This is a genomic window from Aureliella helgolandensis (assembly GCF_007752135.1).
GTDB lineage: Bacteria > Planctomycetota > Planctomycetia > Pirellulales > Pirellulaceae > Aureliella > Aureliella helgolandensis.
Window position 1 is genome coordinate 5,042,429 of the sequence record NZ_CP036298.1, and the last position, 15,379, is coordinate 5,057,807.

General features: G+C 54.2%; 11 protein-coding genes. 6 read left to right on the forward strand and 5 right to left on the reverse strand.

The features are described 5' to 3' along the window. Window positions 1–159 precede the first annotated feature (159 nt). A complete protein-coding gene (locus Q31a_RS17630; protein ID WP_145080690.1) occupies window positions 160–1,083 on the forward strand; it encodes a LysR family transcriptional regulator in 924 nt (307 codons plus the stop codon). 137 nt (window positions 1,084–1,220) lie between these two features. Beyond that, entirely contained in the window at window positions 1,221–2,504 is a 1,284-nt protein-coding gene (locus Q31a_RS17635; protein ID WP_145080693.1) for a lactonase family protein, read from the forward strand. Between the two features lie 12 nt (window positions 2,505–2,516). On the opposite strand, the gene Q31a_RS17640 is transcribed toward Q31a_RS17635, so the two are convergent. Beyond that, complete coding sequence (locus Q31a_RS17640; protein ID WP_145080697.1) at window positions 2,517–3,353, reverse strand: DUF547 domain-containing protein; 837 nt, start codon at window positions 3,351–3,353, stop codon at window positions 2,517–2,519. Window positions 3,354–3,531: 178 nt separating this feature from the next. Between Q31a_RS17640 and Q31a_RS17645 the strand changes: the two genes are divergently transcribed. Further along, window positions 3,532–4,320, forward strand: a complete 789-nt coding sequence (locus Q31a_RS17645) for a TVP38/TMEM64 family protein (protein ID WP_145080701.1) — start codon at window positions 3,532–3,534, stop codon at window positions 4,318–4,320. Window positions 4,321–5,232: 912 nt separating this feature from the next. Beyond that, the gene (locus tag Q31a_RS17650) at window positions 5,233–5,478 is read left to right on the forward strand and encodes a hypothetical protein (protein WP_145080703.1); all 246 of its coding nucleotides are present in this window, start codon (window positions 5,233–5,235) and stop codon (window positions 5,476–5,478) included. Window positions 5,479–6,056: 578 nt separating this feature from the next. Here the strand turns inward: Q31a_RS17650 and Q31a_RS17655 are convergent. Then, window positions 6,057–6,329, reverse strand: coding sequence for an anti-sigma factor family protein (locus tag Q31a_RS17655; protein ID WP_449224066.1), 273 nt, complete (start codon window positions 6,327–6,329; stop codon window positions 6,057–6,059). After that, window positions 6,330–6,899 carry a sigma-70 family RNA polymerase sigma factor gene (locus Q31a_RS17660; RefSeq protein ID WP_197355367.1) on the reverse strand — a complete coding sequence of 190 codons (570 nt, stop codon included), beginning with the start codon at window positions 6,897–6,899 and terminating at the stop codon, window positions 6,330–6,332. A 562-nt stretch (window positions 6,900–7,461) separates the two neighbouring features. Here Q31a_RS17660 and Q31a_RS17665 point away from each other — a divergent pair. Further along, a complete protein-coding gene (locus Q31a_RS17665; protein ID WP_145080712.1) occupies window positions 7,462–10,695 on the forward strand; it encodes a PSD1 and planctomycete cytochrome C domain-containing protein in 3,234 nt (1,077 codons plus the stop codon). A gap of 3 nt (window positions 10,696–10,698) precedes the next feature. Further along, the gene (locus Q31a_RS17670) at window positions 10,699–12,102 is read left to right on the forward strand and encodes a DUF1501 domain-containing protein (RefSeq protein ID WP_145080715.1); all 1,404 of its coding nucleotides are present in this window, start codon (window positions 10,699–10,701) and stop codon (window positions 12,100–12,102) included. A gap of 220 nt (window positions 12,103–12,322) precedes the next feature. On the opposite strand, the gene Q31a_RS17675 is transcribed toward Q31a_RS17670, so the two are convergent. Further along, entirely contained in the window at window positions 12,323–14,821 is a 2,499-nt protein-coding gene (locus Q31a_RS17675) for a serine hydrolase domain-containing protein (protein ID WP_197355368.1), read from the reverse strand. Next, window positions 14,811–15,335 carry an RNA polymerase sigma factor gene (locus Q31a_RS17680; protein WP_145080721.1) on the reverse strand — a complete coding sequence of 175 codons (525 nt, stop codon included), beginning with the start codon at window positions 15,333–15,335 and terminating at the stop codon, window positions 14,811–14,813. The genes Q31a_RS17675 and Q31a_RS17680 overlap by 11 nt, the downstream gene beginning before the upstream one ends. Window positions 15,336–15,379: the final 44 nt, after the last annotated feature.

Sequence of the window (15,379 nt, forward strand, 5' to 3'; positions counted from 1 at the left end):
CTCAACTACCGATTAAGGTCACCTTCAGCTCCTTATCCACTTTTAACAAGGCACTACCAACCCCAACTCCCACAGAGTGTATCATTGCAATCAATCGATACAATTTCATAATTTCTATTAATCATTCGGAATTCCCGAACGATCGTTAAGGGCTGTACCGTGGACCGAAACTGGTTTGATCGTGCTGAAGCACTCAATGTTCAACAAGTCAACACGTTTTGCCGCGTCTATGAGCATGGCGGATATGCCGGCGCAGCAGAGTATCTCGACCAATCGGGGCCCACCCTTTGGGAACATGTCAAAGCACTCGAAAAAATCTACCAAGCGCAATTGTTCGAGCGCAGCGGTCGCAATATTCGGCCCACCGATGCTGGACACGCACTCTACCAATTGCTGTTGCCCTTGCTGGCCACGGTCGAGTCCACCTTTGAACGGTTGGCGGAAGAAACCGACGATACCCCGACAGAAGTCAGGCTCGTGACCGGTGTGCGGATGATGCTGGAGGAGCTCGGTGCACCGCTCCAGCAATTCCATGCTGCGTACCCAACCGTGCGTATCAAGTTGTTGTCTGCAGATAATCGAACCGCACAACAGTTCGTAACAGAGGGAAAGGCCGATCTGGCACTGTTGATCGAGCCCCCGCAGGAGTTAATTGCCCCGGGTATCACTTGTCTGCGACTCTACCCAATCGACTATTTGGCCGCCTTGCCCAAGCGTCATCGATTGATCCGCAAGGACAATCTCTGCTTGGAGGATCTCGTCGACGAGCCCCTGATCGTGGGTAATCCAGATACCGTTGGGAGGAGTATGCTCGAGCAGGCCCACTTTCGCCTAGGTCTGACGAGGCCGCTCCGCATTGTGGCTGAAACCGACAACAGCGCGGTGACCCTCGCTTGCGTCCGCGCCGGGCTTGGTGTCGGAATTATTGCTGGTCGTCCGTCTGGCAGTTTGGAACAGCGAATCCATACCAAATCCTTGGCCCAGGAAATTGGTCGCGTACACGTGGTAGCCGCGTACCGTGAAGGCCGCACACTGACTCGCACACTTCAAACACTGGTTGATCTGATTGGGTGCATTCCTTGATGTTTCCGAGGCTCTGCGTAACACCGCGAGTAGACGAAATTCGTTACACTGATGGCTCCTCGGATTCCGCTCTACCTGAACGCCTGTTCTGTGTGAGAGCTCCCTCAAGCCTCCGCACCTGCGATAGATCCCGCCCCATGCATCCATTCCAACCGACTCGACTCCAACCGACTCGACGCAATTTTCTGGCGACCGCCCTAGCTGCTTCCGGCACCATTTCAGCAGCCCGCAAGCCTGCGCTGGCCCAAGACACACCACCCCACGGCCCTCTGATCGCCTACGTTGGTACCTTCAGTTCGCCACTGCGCGACACTCTCCCGACTCAAGTGGACCTGCCCCCAGGCAACGGTAGGGGCATTCATCGGTTTGCCGTCGACCGCGAGACCGGTGCGCTGACCGCCACCGGAGAATTCGAGCTTGGAACCAGTCCTAGTTGTCTGGCCGTCGATGCATCTGGAACCCGGTTGTATTCAGCCAACGAAACGGACCGAGTGGGTGACGAACGGTTTGGGACGATCAGCGCGTTCCGTATCGATGCTCAGGACGGTAACCTGCAACATCTCAATACCCAAACCTCGGGAGGAGCCGGTCCAACTTACGTCAGCCTTCATCCCAATGGCAAATTCCTATTCGTCGCCAACTACTTTGGTGGCTCCGTTGCGGTACTACCCATCTTGGACGATGGTAGCCTAGGGCCAGCGGTAGATGTCAAGCAGGATGAGGGAACCATCGGCCCCACGACAGCCACTCATGCACCTCCGGGTAGCTTTGCCATCAGCGGGCACGACCGCACTCACGCACACATGATTCAAACCGATCCGTCGGGACAATTCGTACTGCACGCAGACCTGGGGCTGGACAAGATTTTCTTGTGGAAATTTGACGCCCAAACAGGGCAACTCTCCGCCAACGCCCCCGCCTTTGTGGAACTCCCACCGGGCGACGGCCCCCGCCACTTCCACTTCCATCCCAATGGAAATTGGCTCTATTCGATCCAGGAAGAGGGCTCGACACTGGTGCTGTTCGATTTTGACCAGCAAGCTGGCCGGCTAACACCACGCCAAACGATTTCTACTCTTCCGAGCGGATTTGCCGGCAGCAACTTCTGCTCCGAGATCCTTGTTTCGCATGATGGAAAATTTGTCTACGCAGGCAATCGTCTGCACGACAGCATCAGCACCTTTTCCGTGGGGCCCGAGGGTGAATTGACCCTGGTATCCAATGTTTGGACACGGGGGAATTATCCACGCAGCTTCAGCTTTGATCCCACGGGAGCCTTCCTCTACTGCTGCAACCAGCGGGCCGACAATGTCACAGTCTTTAAGGTCAATCGCCAAACTGGCCAACTCGCCTTCACTGGCCACTACACACCGGTCGGCAATCCTTCGATGATCACTTTCCTGGATTTAAGCGGGAGTTAGCCCATGGTGCACCTACTTCTGATCGTTTAACCCCCAGTCGTAATCCAGAAACGTGATGGCCCCTCTACCGGATGCTGCTGCCTGTTGTGCTTCCGGAGTTGGCAACCAGGGAGCAATCGTTTGCAATCGGGTAGCTTCCGAACTGCCAAAGTCCTCTCCAAACCAATCCAAGATTGGTGAAAGGGAAAAAGCCTGGCGGGAAGCATCGTACCGAAACTTACTTGGATCGGCAAAGAAGGATTCCGCATTCAAGGTCAACTGAGCATCGAGCTGATCTGCCACATACGCTTCACTCAACAATCGAGGGCAGCCAATCGATGCGCACACAATCGCAAAATGAATCCTGGGTTCCTTCATCTTGCGGAGGACTTGATGTTCAATTTCATCTAACGAAATTGGCTTGCCACCAACTACTAACTTGAGATTCTTCCAAATGTTGTACCCGAACAACTTGGCCGTGTGATTGCGAATACTCGATGTCGGATACTCTTTCAGAATTCCTTTGACGGTCACTGCGTTGTACGCGTTAATCCAGAAGGCGAGCTTTTCTTTCTGCGTGCCCTGTCCATTGGAATAGCACAGCGACTCTAAATATTTGTCGAGGGCTTGCATGTCAGCGGCGGAACTCTTCCAAGTCGTGTATTGCACCATCCCTTGCTGGTTCACGTATTTGTGCAACAAATCGTTCCAGATCGAGTGCTCAATGCGACTTAAGGGAATCTGATGCTCTACAGCAACTTTGCCCCCTAGGTAGGCGTCCGCAGCTCGAATCGTCCGACACATACCTAGCAAGCACGCCGCCACTAGGCACCCCGCGATCACTTGCCGCCCCAATTGTGTTCCTGTCATGTCATTCTCCTTAGGTTTCGCGTGGTCATTGTAACCATCGACGAAGGTGCTTTCTGTAAGTTCCCTCACATCAGGGCCGATCGACTGGTAGTATTGTCGAGCTAGCCTTCGAATCCTTACAGAATTTCTTCCGTTGGGTTTTCAAAAAAACTCGCAGCCTCCCTGGTAAGCCGTTCCCATGCCTGACACACGTCCAAGTCTTGACGCTCCGACACCGAGCAAGAGTTCCGTAGTGCGAAAACTATTGGGGCTTGGTCTAGTTTTGTTTGGAGCGGGTGTCCTTTTTTGGCTTATGCGAGGGGTCCTTTCGCTCCAGTACTTGGCGAGCCAAGAAGCGCAACTACGAGCTTGGCAGACCGACGCTCCAATACTAGCAGCAACCGTGGCAGTATTCGTCTACGTCACCGTGACGGGACTCTCACTCCCAGGAGCTGCAGTGCTGACTTTGGTGTGCGGGTGGTATTTTGGATTCTGGCAGGGATTGTTGATCGTCAGTTTTGGATCGACCGGCGGAGCAATGGTCGCATTCTTGATCAGTCGCTATTTTCTGCGCGACTGGATTCAATCTCAAATGCAAGACCGACTGGGACGCATCAATGATGCGTTCGATCGAGAGGGAGCGTTCTACTTATTTACATTGCGACTTGTGCCAGCCGTTCCGTTTTTTGTGATCAACGTCGTCATGGGGCTCACCAAAATCCGGGCCACGACATTCTGGTGGGTTAGTCAGTTGGGTATGTTGCCGGGTACTGCTGCCTACGTCTATGCAGGTTCAACCGTCCCCAGTCTTCAAAGCCTAGCTGACCAAGGCGCCGGCAGTATCCTCAGTGGTCAAATGATTCTTGCTTTCGCCATCCTCGGCATTCTTCCACTCGCCATTAAGAAGATCATGGCGCTGGTCGGGCGAAAGCAGCAAGACAGCGATCCCCACTCCAATGATGAATACCTACACACGAACGGGAGCTAGTGCCTCAAAAGGCCACATATCGTGGTTTGAGCCAACCGAGAGGCCACCCGCCCTAGCGGAGGGGGGGGGCATATGGAAGTAGGCCCTAAATGCTTACGTGTGAGTTATTCGCGGGGCCTACTCGGATTGGGAGAGGCTGCCCAAGGGAAGAAAATGGAAATTTTCTATGCCCAAATGTTGCTCAGATTGCGATCGAAAATACGAGCTTGAAGCACAGGTGCAAATTAACGTCTTTTCATCGAGTGCTGCGCTGGTTAGATGCTAAGGGGTACCCCATGATGAATGGGATGGAATTTGAACGGAAAAATTCACCGTCCCCCCTCCCGATTTATGCATTGTTTGAACTTTGATTTCCGCCAATCTCTTGCGGGACGCGACCTGATAATCATCCACACAATCAACCAGTAACCTATTGCAAATACGTTCGAAACTAGATGCGGAGCGAGTAACGGCCACATTCTTGGCTAAATTTTTGAAAACTCTTGATGAGAGAAAAAGTACTACGAGAGCTACGGGAAGTGATGCACTATTTACGCAGTCATATTCGGAGGGGCGTGTAGAGATAGTGGTGAGGTATCTCGCAATTTGGGCAATCGTTTAGATGAGGTTATCTGTAGGTTAATGGTAATGCTCAACTCACCTTGTCAAATGCGAAATCGGGTGGGTTTGACTATCCGACATCTGACTGTAAAACGATTCTGCACACACACCATAAGTGTGGAGCGACCGTTTGATTGATCCGGTAGGAACTCTAACCAAAGAAAGGAGAACGCTATGTAATCCAGCCAACACCGACGACTAGTTCGCAATTGGAATTGTTCTTAAAGGAGGCATCTTGAGGTCGACCTAAACTACGTCGTATCACTGGTGCATCAATGTACACAAAGTCGTCTACTTTTTGGGAGATCGATTATGAAAGAAGTGCTTCGTCAAATTGAAGTACTTTTACAGATGCCTCAAACGCGCTACGTGCAAGGAGGGCATCGGATTCTCAAGCACGCTCAGGAGAATGCAATGGCTCAAGGGAAGAAGAAGAAACATGACCAGATCATTAAGCGGGGAAGTATGAACTCTTACTTAATGCTCGCGTTTGTGATAGTGGTTTTGGGTTTTGCGATGTTCGGAAAAATCACAATAACGGGCTACTTCCGAGGTTAAGCTTGCACGCACACGCCCGGAGAGTAACCAGTCATTGGTGAACACATCAAAGAAATGTAGGAGGTCGGCTAATAACCGGCCTCCTTTGATCCACTTAGTTGCTGGTGTACCCCAAAGGTCCAATTGGGTATACCGCACAGATTCAACGATACTACGGTGGATTTGGGCAGTCAACTACAAACTAAGAATCGACGCTCAATGCTTTCGCGTACATCCTGGGGAAGAATGATTGGCGGGATAATAATGCGAAATCTAGGACGGTCAGGAGCAATACGCACTCACCGAATACCGCTAAACCGCCTTAGAGAATAACGGTATCGTGCTACTGAGTCCTCTCGTGGACATCAACTATAGGATGATTAGTGGTGGTACGTAGTTAATATAGCGGCTTCATATTCCAGACTGCAGTAATTAGCGGCAGCGTCATGTGTCTGCCTTCCAGGCCTGCAGCCAACGCTCGCAACAGAAACCGAGGCCCAACGACCTCGGCAGAGGTTATGCCAGCCCTTCGGGCTGTGCGCACTCGCGTGGCCCCATGCGCATACTGCGAATGAGGGCGACGGCGGCAAGCCTCCTTCTTACGACACCTTCTTCATCGCGGCAGCAATAGATAATTTGGCTTTGCTCGACAACTTATCCTCCGCGAGAGGTTCCGTTGGAGATTCTTCGCTTAGAACTTGCTGAAACTCTTCTTGCTGAAGCTGCCTTCGCAGGGCGCGCACGTCCGAACGAAATCGACGGCACATTCCGCACATCATCACGTGCATCCAAAGTTCCATTCTTTGGCGCAGGGTAATCTTGCGATCCATCGAATCGGAAATGAGCTTGGTCATGTCTTTGCAGTTTAACAATTAGGCGTCCCCCATATCCCAGCGGGACTTGATGCACTCCGCCAGACGAAGACGAGCGCGATGCATCAGCACCCATAGGTTTGTCGACGTGATGCGCAACTCCTTACAAACATCTTCCGTACTTTCTTGCTGCACTTCCTTGCGGACAAATACGGCAGCTTGATTGCCTGGCAAACCTTCGAGGCAGGTTCGAAAAATCTCTCGAAATTCCCCCTGCTCGATCGCATCCAACTTCAACGCCCCGTTTTTCTTGGCGGACTCCGACCAATTCCCCTGTCGGTCGAACAATCGCGTGACGACCTGATCCTCACCATCTAGACTCAACTCCTTCTTGGCTTTCCCTCGAAGATAGTCAACGACCTTCCGTTTCAATATGCCCATGAGCCATGCCCCCTCAGCTCCGCGATTGCTGAACATGTCTAGGTTTCGTAGGGCTCCAAGAAAAGCTTCCTGCACCACCTCTTCGGCGGCGTCACGATCCCGCAGCCTCGAATAGGCGAAGGCAAACATCACATCACCGTGTGTCTCTAACCACCTGCTTGGATCGATTTTGCTAGTTGACTCTGGCACGTTTATTGGACTCATAACGGTTTTATCATTCGCTACCGGCAAATCGCTTTCGGCCGAACTAGTCACGTCTCGGCCTGGTCATTAGGTTACATTTTCAATCCCAATGCTCCAATTCTCCCTCCGAATCAAAGTGCACCAGCAATAAAATTGCACAGCAACTAATTCGGTCCTGCTTACCGCCCTGTGGATTCAAAAGCATTTTCCGTTTTGCTGCCAAGGCAGCACTCCCAATCAACCTGCAGCGGCGACCACTCTTTCCTGCTCGCGCGGCGGGTTACTCTAATCCAACAAGCCGAGACGCGGCGGGTTACAATGTCAGCCAGCCTGTCTGGCTAAGGGTAAAGCATCCCACGAGGTGCTGCAACAAGGACTCTCCGCTCGGCTGGCGATCCTGTTGCCCACGATTCCTAGGGTAGCGAGTTGCTGCCTCGGCTTTCGAAATCGCCTCCGCATCACTAGGGGCGCCGTGGTTTGGGCACTCCCTCCAGACCTATTCGTGTAAGATCAAGCTTCCTTACAATGAAAATTTCCCAAGCATTCCATTTCCGACACGATTTGTCTTATGCGGCTACTTCCCCAACTCGTTTGCTTCCTAGTTCTGATCTTAAGCTCGACATTTACCCAAGCAGAGGGACGAATCGAGTTCAACCGCGATATCCGTCCGATCCTCAGCGAGAACTGCTTCTACTGTCACGGATTTGATGAAACGCACCGGCAAGGGGATTTGCGTCTAGATACGCTCGAAGGAGCCCTAGAGGGTGGAGCCATTCAGCCGCATGCCCCCGGAGAGTCGGAGCTGATGCGACGCATTACCAGCCAAGCTGACGATGAGCTGATGCCGCCTCCGGAGTCAGAAAAGCAATTGACGCTCCAGCAGCGAGAGCTCATACGACAATGGATCGAGCAGGGAGCCGAGTATCAACAACACTGGGCTTGGCAGAGCTTGATACGTCCCCCCGTTCCCAAACAGCCACTTGCCCGTCCAAGCAGTCCTCTTGAACGGCCAGATCACCTAGTCCGCGGTAGCTCGGCCCCGTCGGTCGGCACTACTGCCATCGACCGTTTTCTGCACGCAAGTTGGAGATCGCAAGGAATCACCCCAGCCGCGATGGCCACGCCGCGCGAAAGATTGCGGCGGTTGAGCTTTGACCTGCGTGGTCTCCCCCCCACGATGGCCGAAGTCGCTGAGTTCACCGCTTCCCCTGACTCCGCAACCTTCCAACAACTGCGTGAGCGTTGGATGCAGGAGCTCGACTATGCAGAACATCAGGCAATTCGATGGTTGGACTTGGTCCGATGGGCCGACACGAGTGGGCAGGTCAGTGATGAACCCATTGCTTCAGGAGCCTATCGGGCCTGGATTATTCGAGCCTTCCAAGCCAACATGCCTTTCGACGAATTTTCGACCGCTCAGCTTGCTGGCGACCTGCTGCCAGCGCCGACCGATGACCAATTGATTGCTTCGGGCTACAACCGCATCGTCAACACCAACTGCGAAGCTGGAGCCATCGAGGAGGAACAGCTCTATAAACTCAAGGGCGAACACGTGCGGGCCTTAGGAACGGTTTGGCTAGGGCTCACTACCGGCTGCGCGGAGTGTCATGATCACAAATTTGATCCGATCCTGGCCAAAGACTACTACAGCCTAGCCGCATTTTTTGACGATCTGGTGGAAGCTGGTGTGTACACGCCGGGCGATCGCCGTGAGCCCTTGCACTACGTCTACAATGCTTCCTCCAAGACGCAAGAAGATCGCCGACTGAAGGCAGAAATTGAAGCCATCCAACACAGGCTGAGCCTCAAACCGCTCGACGAATTCGCGGATTGGGAGGCAGCGATTTTGGCCAAGTTAAAGGATAACGAATCGCGTGCGGACTTCGTTTGGCTACCGGCAGAACTACCCGCTCCGCGCGTGCTGGAGGGGAGCTTTCAGGCAGCGCAGCAGGATGGCCAACCCGTCCGTCAAACGCGCGCCAACAAAGCTGAATTCCACCGCGTACATGCTGCCGAGGTTGTGACTGGTTTTTTCTCCCCTGCATCGGTCCAAACAGATCCTCAACAGGACGCTTGGTATGCCGATGTCTGGATCGATGAAACCGAGCGTCCTCAGATGCTGGGCCTGCAAATCTCCCATGGCGACTATGGTCGTCTAGGCTGGAACACCGCCAATTTTGAAACGTATGTTTGGGGAGCCGACGCCTCGGGGAATCTCTCTCAGAGCCACCCCTGGAGCGATCCCGAACGCGTCAAAGCGATGGGAGAGCTCCCCGCAGAATCGGGCTGGGTGCGACTCCGCATTCCCTTGGGAGAGCAGATTGCTGCGGTGCCCGGACAAGCGTTTGAGGCCACCGGCATGGCTTGGTTACAAACCGGTGGCCACGTCAGATGGGGAGGCAGTGGCATTGAATTGCGCACCGATAAAGCGACCCAACTGCAGCTTGGTGAGCCAGCGATCCGACGCTGGTGGGAGCAGCCCAAAAATCGCGAAGTGTATCAAAAGCGTTTCGGGCTGGTCGTCTCCGCCTTGAAGACACCTGGCGCTCAGCGAGATTCTCTGCAGAACGAACTCTTAGCCGATGCCTTTCGCGAACAGACTCAGCCCGCATTGCTGCACTCGTTGCGAGAGCTTGAATCGAAGCTCTTTTTAATGCGTTCCGAAGCGTTTCCGGTCTTGGTGTCGAAGCAGGCTGAGCAGCACAAGACTACACGATTGCTATTGCGGGGAGACTATCAGGACACCACCGGCCCAATCGTCTCCGCCGCTGTTCCCGAGTTCTTGGGAAACCCGATCGAATCAGCATCCCCCAACCGCCTGGATCTTGCGAGGTGGTTATTTGATGAACAGAACCCGCTCACCGCTCGCGTCTACGTAAACCGCCTTTGGCAGCAATTTTTTGGGCAGGGCTTAAGTGTGACACTCGACGACTCCGGCACGCAAGGAGCTTGGCCCTCGCACCCAGAACTCCTTGACTGGCTCGCATGTGAATTCCGCGACAGTGGTTGGGATCGCGACCACATGGTTCGCCTGCTCACCTCCACCGAAGCCTACCAGCTCAGCTCTCAGGGCACGCCTGACTTGCTTGCCTCCGATCCTGACAATCGCCTATATGCCCGCCAGGGGCGTTTTAGACTTCCGGCTGAGAGCATCCGGGATTCGGCGCTCCAAGCCGCCGGTCTCCTAGAGAGCACAACCACGATTCCGCTGCAGAGCTTCTTCCCTTATCAACCGAGTCCCTACTGGACCAACTCCGACAAGATCATGTACGGAAGTCGGCACATGCGGTGGGAGACAAGCCCAGCCGGGACGCAGTATCGCCGGAGCTTGTATACCTTTTGGAAACGGCAAAATATCCATCCCACGCTGCTCGCCTTTGATGCGCCAACGCGGCAGGAGTGTACGGCGGAGCGCAACATTACGAATACGCCAGGACAAGCGTTGGCCCTGTTGAACGATCCCACTTTCGTCGAAGCGGCCCGCGTGCTGGCTACACGACTTTGTGAAACTCACGCAGATCTGAATGCGGATCTCCCCGCCGCATCCGTAGACCGTGCGCGGATCGATTTGGCCTACGAACGGACTCTCCAGCGTCAGCCACATCCACAGGAGATCCAGATACTGCTGGACTTGCTAGCCAGCCAAAGAGACTATTATCAGCACCATCAACCGGATGCACAACAATTGCTTTCCGTCGGGCAAACCCCTGCTACGGAGGCGGAGGCGTCTGCTGAAATTGCAGCCTGGACTTCCGTTGCGCGCGCCATCTTAAACCTTCATGAATTTCTCAATCGAACTTAGACGATGCACGACAACACTTCACTCAACGTGACTCGGCGGCATTTCTTTTCGAAGTCCGCCGCGGGAATTGGCACCGCAGCACTCGGTAGCCTGCTGGGGCAATCGGCCGTCACGGCTTCCGATAGCGCAACATCTTTTCCCAATTTTCCAGCTCGCGCGAAGCGGGTCATCTACCTGTACATGGCTGGCGGACCGAGTCAGTTCGAAACCTTTGACGACAAACCAACGTTGCGTCGCTTGCATGGCAAGCCAATCCCGCAAGCGCTGACCCAAGGCGTCAAATTGGCCTTCCTGCAATACGAGGCCTTGAAGTGCTTTGGCAGCGACGTGGGATTCAAGCAGTGCGGTGAGTCGGGGCAATCGATATCCAACCTTTTGCCGCAACTGCAAGGGGTGGCGGACGAGTTGTGCGTAGTGCGAACCTTGCAAACCGATCAAGTCAACCATGATCCTGCTCACACGTTCATGAATACTGGATTCGGAATTGCCGGTCGGCCCAGCATGGGATCGTGGCTTTCCTACGGCTTGGGGTCTGAGGTGGCTAATCTTCCGACTTTCGTGGTGATGCGCAGCGGCCCTCTAGGGCAACCCATTCCCACCACCGCTTGGCACAACGGTTTTCTGCCTGGCAAGCACCAAGGTGTGGAATTCTACGGCAGCGAACAACCGCTCAACTTCCTTGAATCACCGCCCGGGGTTACACGGCAATCCCAAAGCAAAACGATTGATTCGATCGCAGCACTCAATCGTGTCCGTTTCGAGCAATCGCCTGATCCCGAAATCTTGACGCGAATCAATCAATACGAACTTGCATTCCAAATGCAAACTAGCGTTCCCGATTTGGCCGATTTTCATTCCGAATCACAGGCTACGCGGGAGCTCTACGGTGTAGGTGACAAACCGGATGGAGGCTTTGGCTCCAATTGCCTAATGGCGCGTCGCATGGCAGAACGAGGCGTGCGATTTATCCAGCTTTACCACACAGGCTGGGATCATCATGGCGGCGTGGTGAAGGGGGTGACTGCACGTGCAAAGGATGTCGACCAAGGCTGCGCCGCACTGATTCGCGACTTGAAGCAACGTGGCATGCTGGACGATACGCTCGTTATTTGGGGCGGTGAGTTCGGACGAACTCCGATGTCCCAGGGGGGAAGTGGCCGTGACCATCACACACGCAGCGGCGCGATATGGATGGCTGGTGGCGGTGTCAAAGCGGGTTCTAGCTATGGTGAAACCGATGACTTCGGGTTCACCGCTGCCATCGATCCATTCCATGTCCATGATTTTCACGCTACCACCTTGCATTTGCTCGGCATTAATCACAAGCGACTGACCTATCGACACCAGGGATTTAACTTCCGGCTCACGAATGTTCACGGCAATGTCCTGGAAAGAATAATTGCCTAGCGGCTTGGCCAGATTAGGAATGCGCGAGCACGGCAAGTTGAGAAGCAGTGTTGCCCTTCAAAGTAAACGCATAGGAATTCCGGCGTTTAGGCCGCGCGCCGCTCGGACAGACATTTCCTCAAGCAGCCGTCAGGTCAGCTAGTCACGTCAGCTAGTCACGTCAGCTAGTCACGTCAGCCAGTCACGTCAGCCAGGGCAGGACAGGGAAATCGGCTTAAGCTTACTGCCGCACGAGATTGCGATTGCCTTCGGTCATCTTCACTAGCAATTTTTCAACCAGCCCGGGTTCTGTTTCGAGTTCCAGGGTCACTTCCCAATCGAGGTCGTGCCCCATTTTGGCCAGCAACTCGACCAGATCCTCGGCAAAGCGTTTGTGGGCCTTCTCACCAAATTCCTGACGTGCAAATTCCATGATCCGCTCGATGGGTATGCCATCGATGGAATGGAGGGAAGCCCAGCGGCCTCCCACATCGACGATGGGCTGATCATTCTCCCAGCGGATCCCTGAAAAAGGGGCCACGCGAGCGTGCCCGTACTTCGCCACTGGCCTATAGGCTCCGGGAACCGAACGCTCCAACAGCCAACGGCCGATCCGCTCCACTTTCGGTCCGCCACAATTGGTGACCACCACCACGCCAACCCTCTGTTCGGGCACGCACCCGATCCAGGCGCTGCAATTGCTGCGTCCCCCATTCTTCTCTGGGATGCTGCCGAGAAACGGATTGAACCGGATGGTCCATCCGAGGCCTGTTCGGCAGAGAATTCCGCTGGACAAAGTTGTTCGCGAATGAAGTTGTTCGAGCGTTTCTCTCGTCAACACATCGGGCTCCATTTGGGCGATCAGAAACTTCGCGAGATCCTCAACCGAGGTAACGAGGCCGCCGGAGCCAGCCAAACGCTCTCGATAGGAATGCGTCGTTTCCCAATGCCAGCCACTGGCGTCATAGCCGGTTGCAGGGTGGAGCGTGTCATCCATCTGAATTGCAGTGCGTTCCAGCGACAACGGACCGGCCAGCATTTCTTGGAGGAGCCCGTCGAGCGATTTCTCGGTGGCACATTCCAACGCATGCCCCAGTAGTCCGAAGCCGAGGTTGGAATAAAGTTCGTCGGCTCCAGGATCGGACTCTAGCTTTACGCGTTTCAAATGATTGTAGAGACGCTGCGGTTCCAGCGCATACCAACCTTCCGCCGACTGCACGCGGCCCGGAACGCCTCGTGGCAAGCCGGAGGTGTGGGAAGCGAGTTGCCGCAGCGTAATCGCCGCGCCAAGCTCGGGAGTGGTGCTGATGGAAACAGCTTTTGGCAAGTATTTTAGCACGGGTTGATCTAGGTCGACGACACCCTGTTCGTGCAGCATGGCTGCCAGTGAGGCGGTAAAGGCCTTGGTCACGGAGGCGACATGGTACTGCGTCTGCAGCGTTGCTTCTTTACCCGACTCGATGTTCTCGAATCCGAATGCGGCCTCGTGAGCGATCTCACCATTGCGTACGATGGCCACCGTCAGACTCGGGTATTGGGCGAGTTCAAACTGCTCCTGCAACCAGTGGTCAATAGTCGCAATTTCCTCCTCGCCCAACTCACTGACGACCCCGAAGTCTGGTTCCACCGGTTCACGACTGGTATCCAGGGGAGTCAGGGCACCGCCGAAGGATAGAAAGGAGAGCACTGCAAGTACCGCCAAGGTTCCTAATGCCAAAGTTAAAACAAGGATCACGATCGCTGGCGCCCTTGGCAAACGTCGTCGTGTTTCCGCTACTGCGTCTTCCGCAACAATATTCGAAGAGGCAGTTCGTCCATGGTTCGCCGATGCGGAGCGTACCTTCTGCCTGCTAGACCACAGCCAAACGGAAAAGAAAACGATCTCAAAGGGGATCACAGCCGCCACCACCGATTGAAAGAAAACAGGGCCCATTTCCGGTAGCGGATACCGAAGTCCGCAATAAGCGCCGATCAGCGTCGGCGCTATAATGAGGGCTGCGATACGCCAGGACGGTACGATGAGATTCCAATTCTCCGCCCAGCTTTCCCAAGTGTAGCTCAAGCCAGGATTGCCAAGCGGATTGGAAAGTGCACTCACGAGGTCGATAGTGCCTGCAGAACTCTCGGGAGAGTCGTCAGCTTCGAGGTTGGCAATGAGTCTCAACAGATCCTGACGCCGTGGCTGGAGTTGATCGCGAACCGCCCGCTGATTCATCCAATAAACTCCTGCATAGATCACGAGCAGAAACAGCCCCAAAAACCCGACAAAGACAACGAACTCCCACCAGACACTAGAACTCTGCCAAGCAACGTGAGCGAAAAATACCATGATGGAAGTACCCAATGGCAGAAGGTACCACCAAAACACGTTCCGCAGCAGCCAGATTTGATGCTCGACCTGAGTCAACGACTCCTTCACGTAGTAGAGCAGAGTTTCCCCCGCCTCACTCGGCCTTTGCGGGTAACGGCGACGGTCCACCAGGATGAACCCGACAATGAAAATCAATGCAGCAATGGTTAGATACCAAGTCCAAGGCAAGGCCATCGTGATCCCCATGACAATCCAAATAGGTATCAGCACCAGGGATGTCCCTGCTTCACGAACATCGCGCCAAAGAATCGTCGACTGAAAATTTTGCTGAGAGCTCTGTACCTCCTGCGTTATTTGGTCAGAATCGATGGTAACATGCATCTGCTCCGAATCCGCCTTCCAGGCCTTCTGATATTGATCAAGATCCATCAGCATCTCCAGTCATCAATGCTCTCAGTGCCTTTTTCGCCCGATTCAGCTTTACGCCTACGTTGCTTTCCGAGATACCAAGTACGTCCGCGATCTCGCGATAACTCAATTCATCTAGATACAGCAGCACCAGCGCTGCTTCGGTCTTGGGTAACTGGTGAATAGCGTGGTACAGTTGTTCAACCATCTCTCGCTGCTGAACTTGCTCCACTCCCTGTTTCTCCCCGGTTACCAAGGCTTGCACCTCCAACAAGGGGTGTTGTCTGGCTCTCCGCGGACTATCCTTGCGGTGCCAATTCATCGCGGTGTGCAGGGCTACGCGGTAGAACCAAGTCGGAGCACTAGCCTGCCCCTGAAAATTCGGCAAAGATCTCCAAGCCTGGAGCAATATTTCCTGAGCAAGGTCTTGGCATTCTTCACTGGTCAGCGTGTAAGCGCGCGCCACCTTAATGACTGAAGAACTGTGTTTTTCAAGCCAGATTGTGAATATTGACTCTTGATCTTCCTCAACCACAGACGGCCTTTACGCTGCTAGGAATACTGTCGCTCCCAGAACTA

Bases quoted from the DNA above. Each gene is read 5' to 3' on its own strand.
- Q31a_RS17635 (WP_145080693.1), top strand. From the start codon at position 1,221: ATGCATCCATTCCAACCGACTCGACTCCAACCGACTCGACGCAATTTT.
- Q31a_RS17640 (WP_145080697.1), bottom strand. From the start codon at position 3,353: ATGACAGGAACACAATTGGGGCGGCAAGTGATCGCGGGGTGCCTAGTG.
- Q31a_RS17645 (WP_145080701.1), top strand. From the start codon at position 3,532: ATGCCTGACACACGTCCAAGTCTTGACGCTCCGACACCGAGCAAGAGT.
- Q31a_RS17650 (WP_145080703.1), top strand. From the start codon at position 5,233: ATGAAAGAAGTGCTTCGTCAAATTGAAGTACTTTTACAGATGCCTCAA.
- Q31a_RS17665 (WP_145080712.1), top strand. From the start codon at position 7,462: ATGCGGCTACTTCCCCAACTCGTTTGCTTCCTAGTTCTGATCTTAAGC.
- Q31a_RS17670 (WP_145080715.1), top strand. From the start codon at position 10,699: ATGCACGACAACACTTCACTCAACGTGACTCGGCGGCATTTCTTTTCG.
- Q31a_RS17675 (WP_197355368.1), bottom strand. From the start codon at position 14,821: ATGGATCTTGATCAATATCAGAAGGCCTGGAAGGCGGATTCGGAGCAG.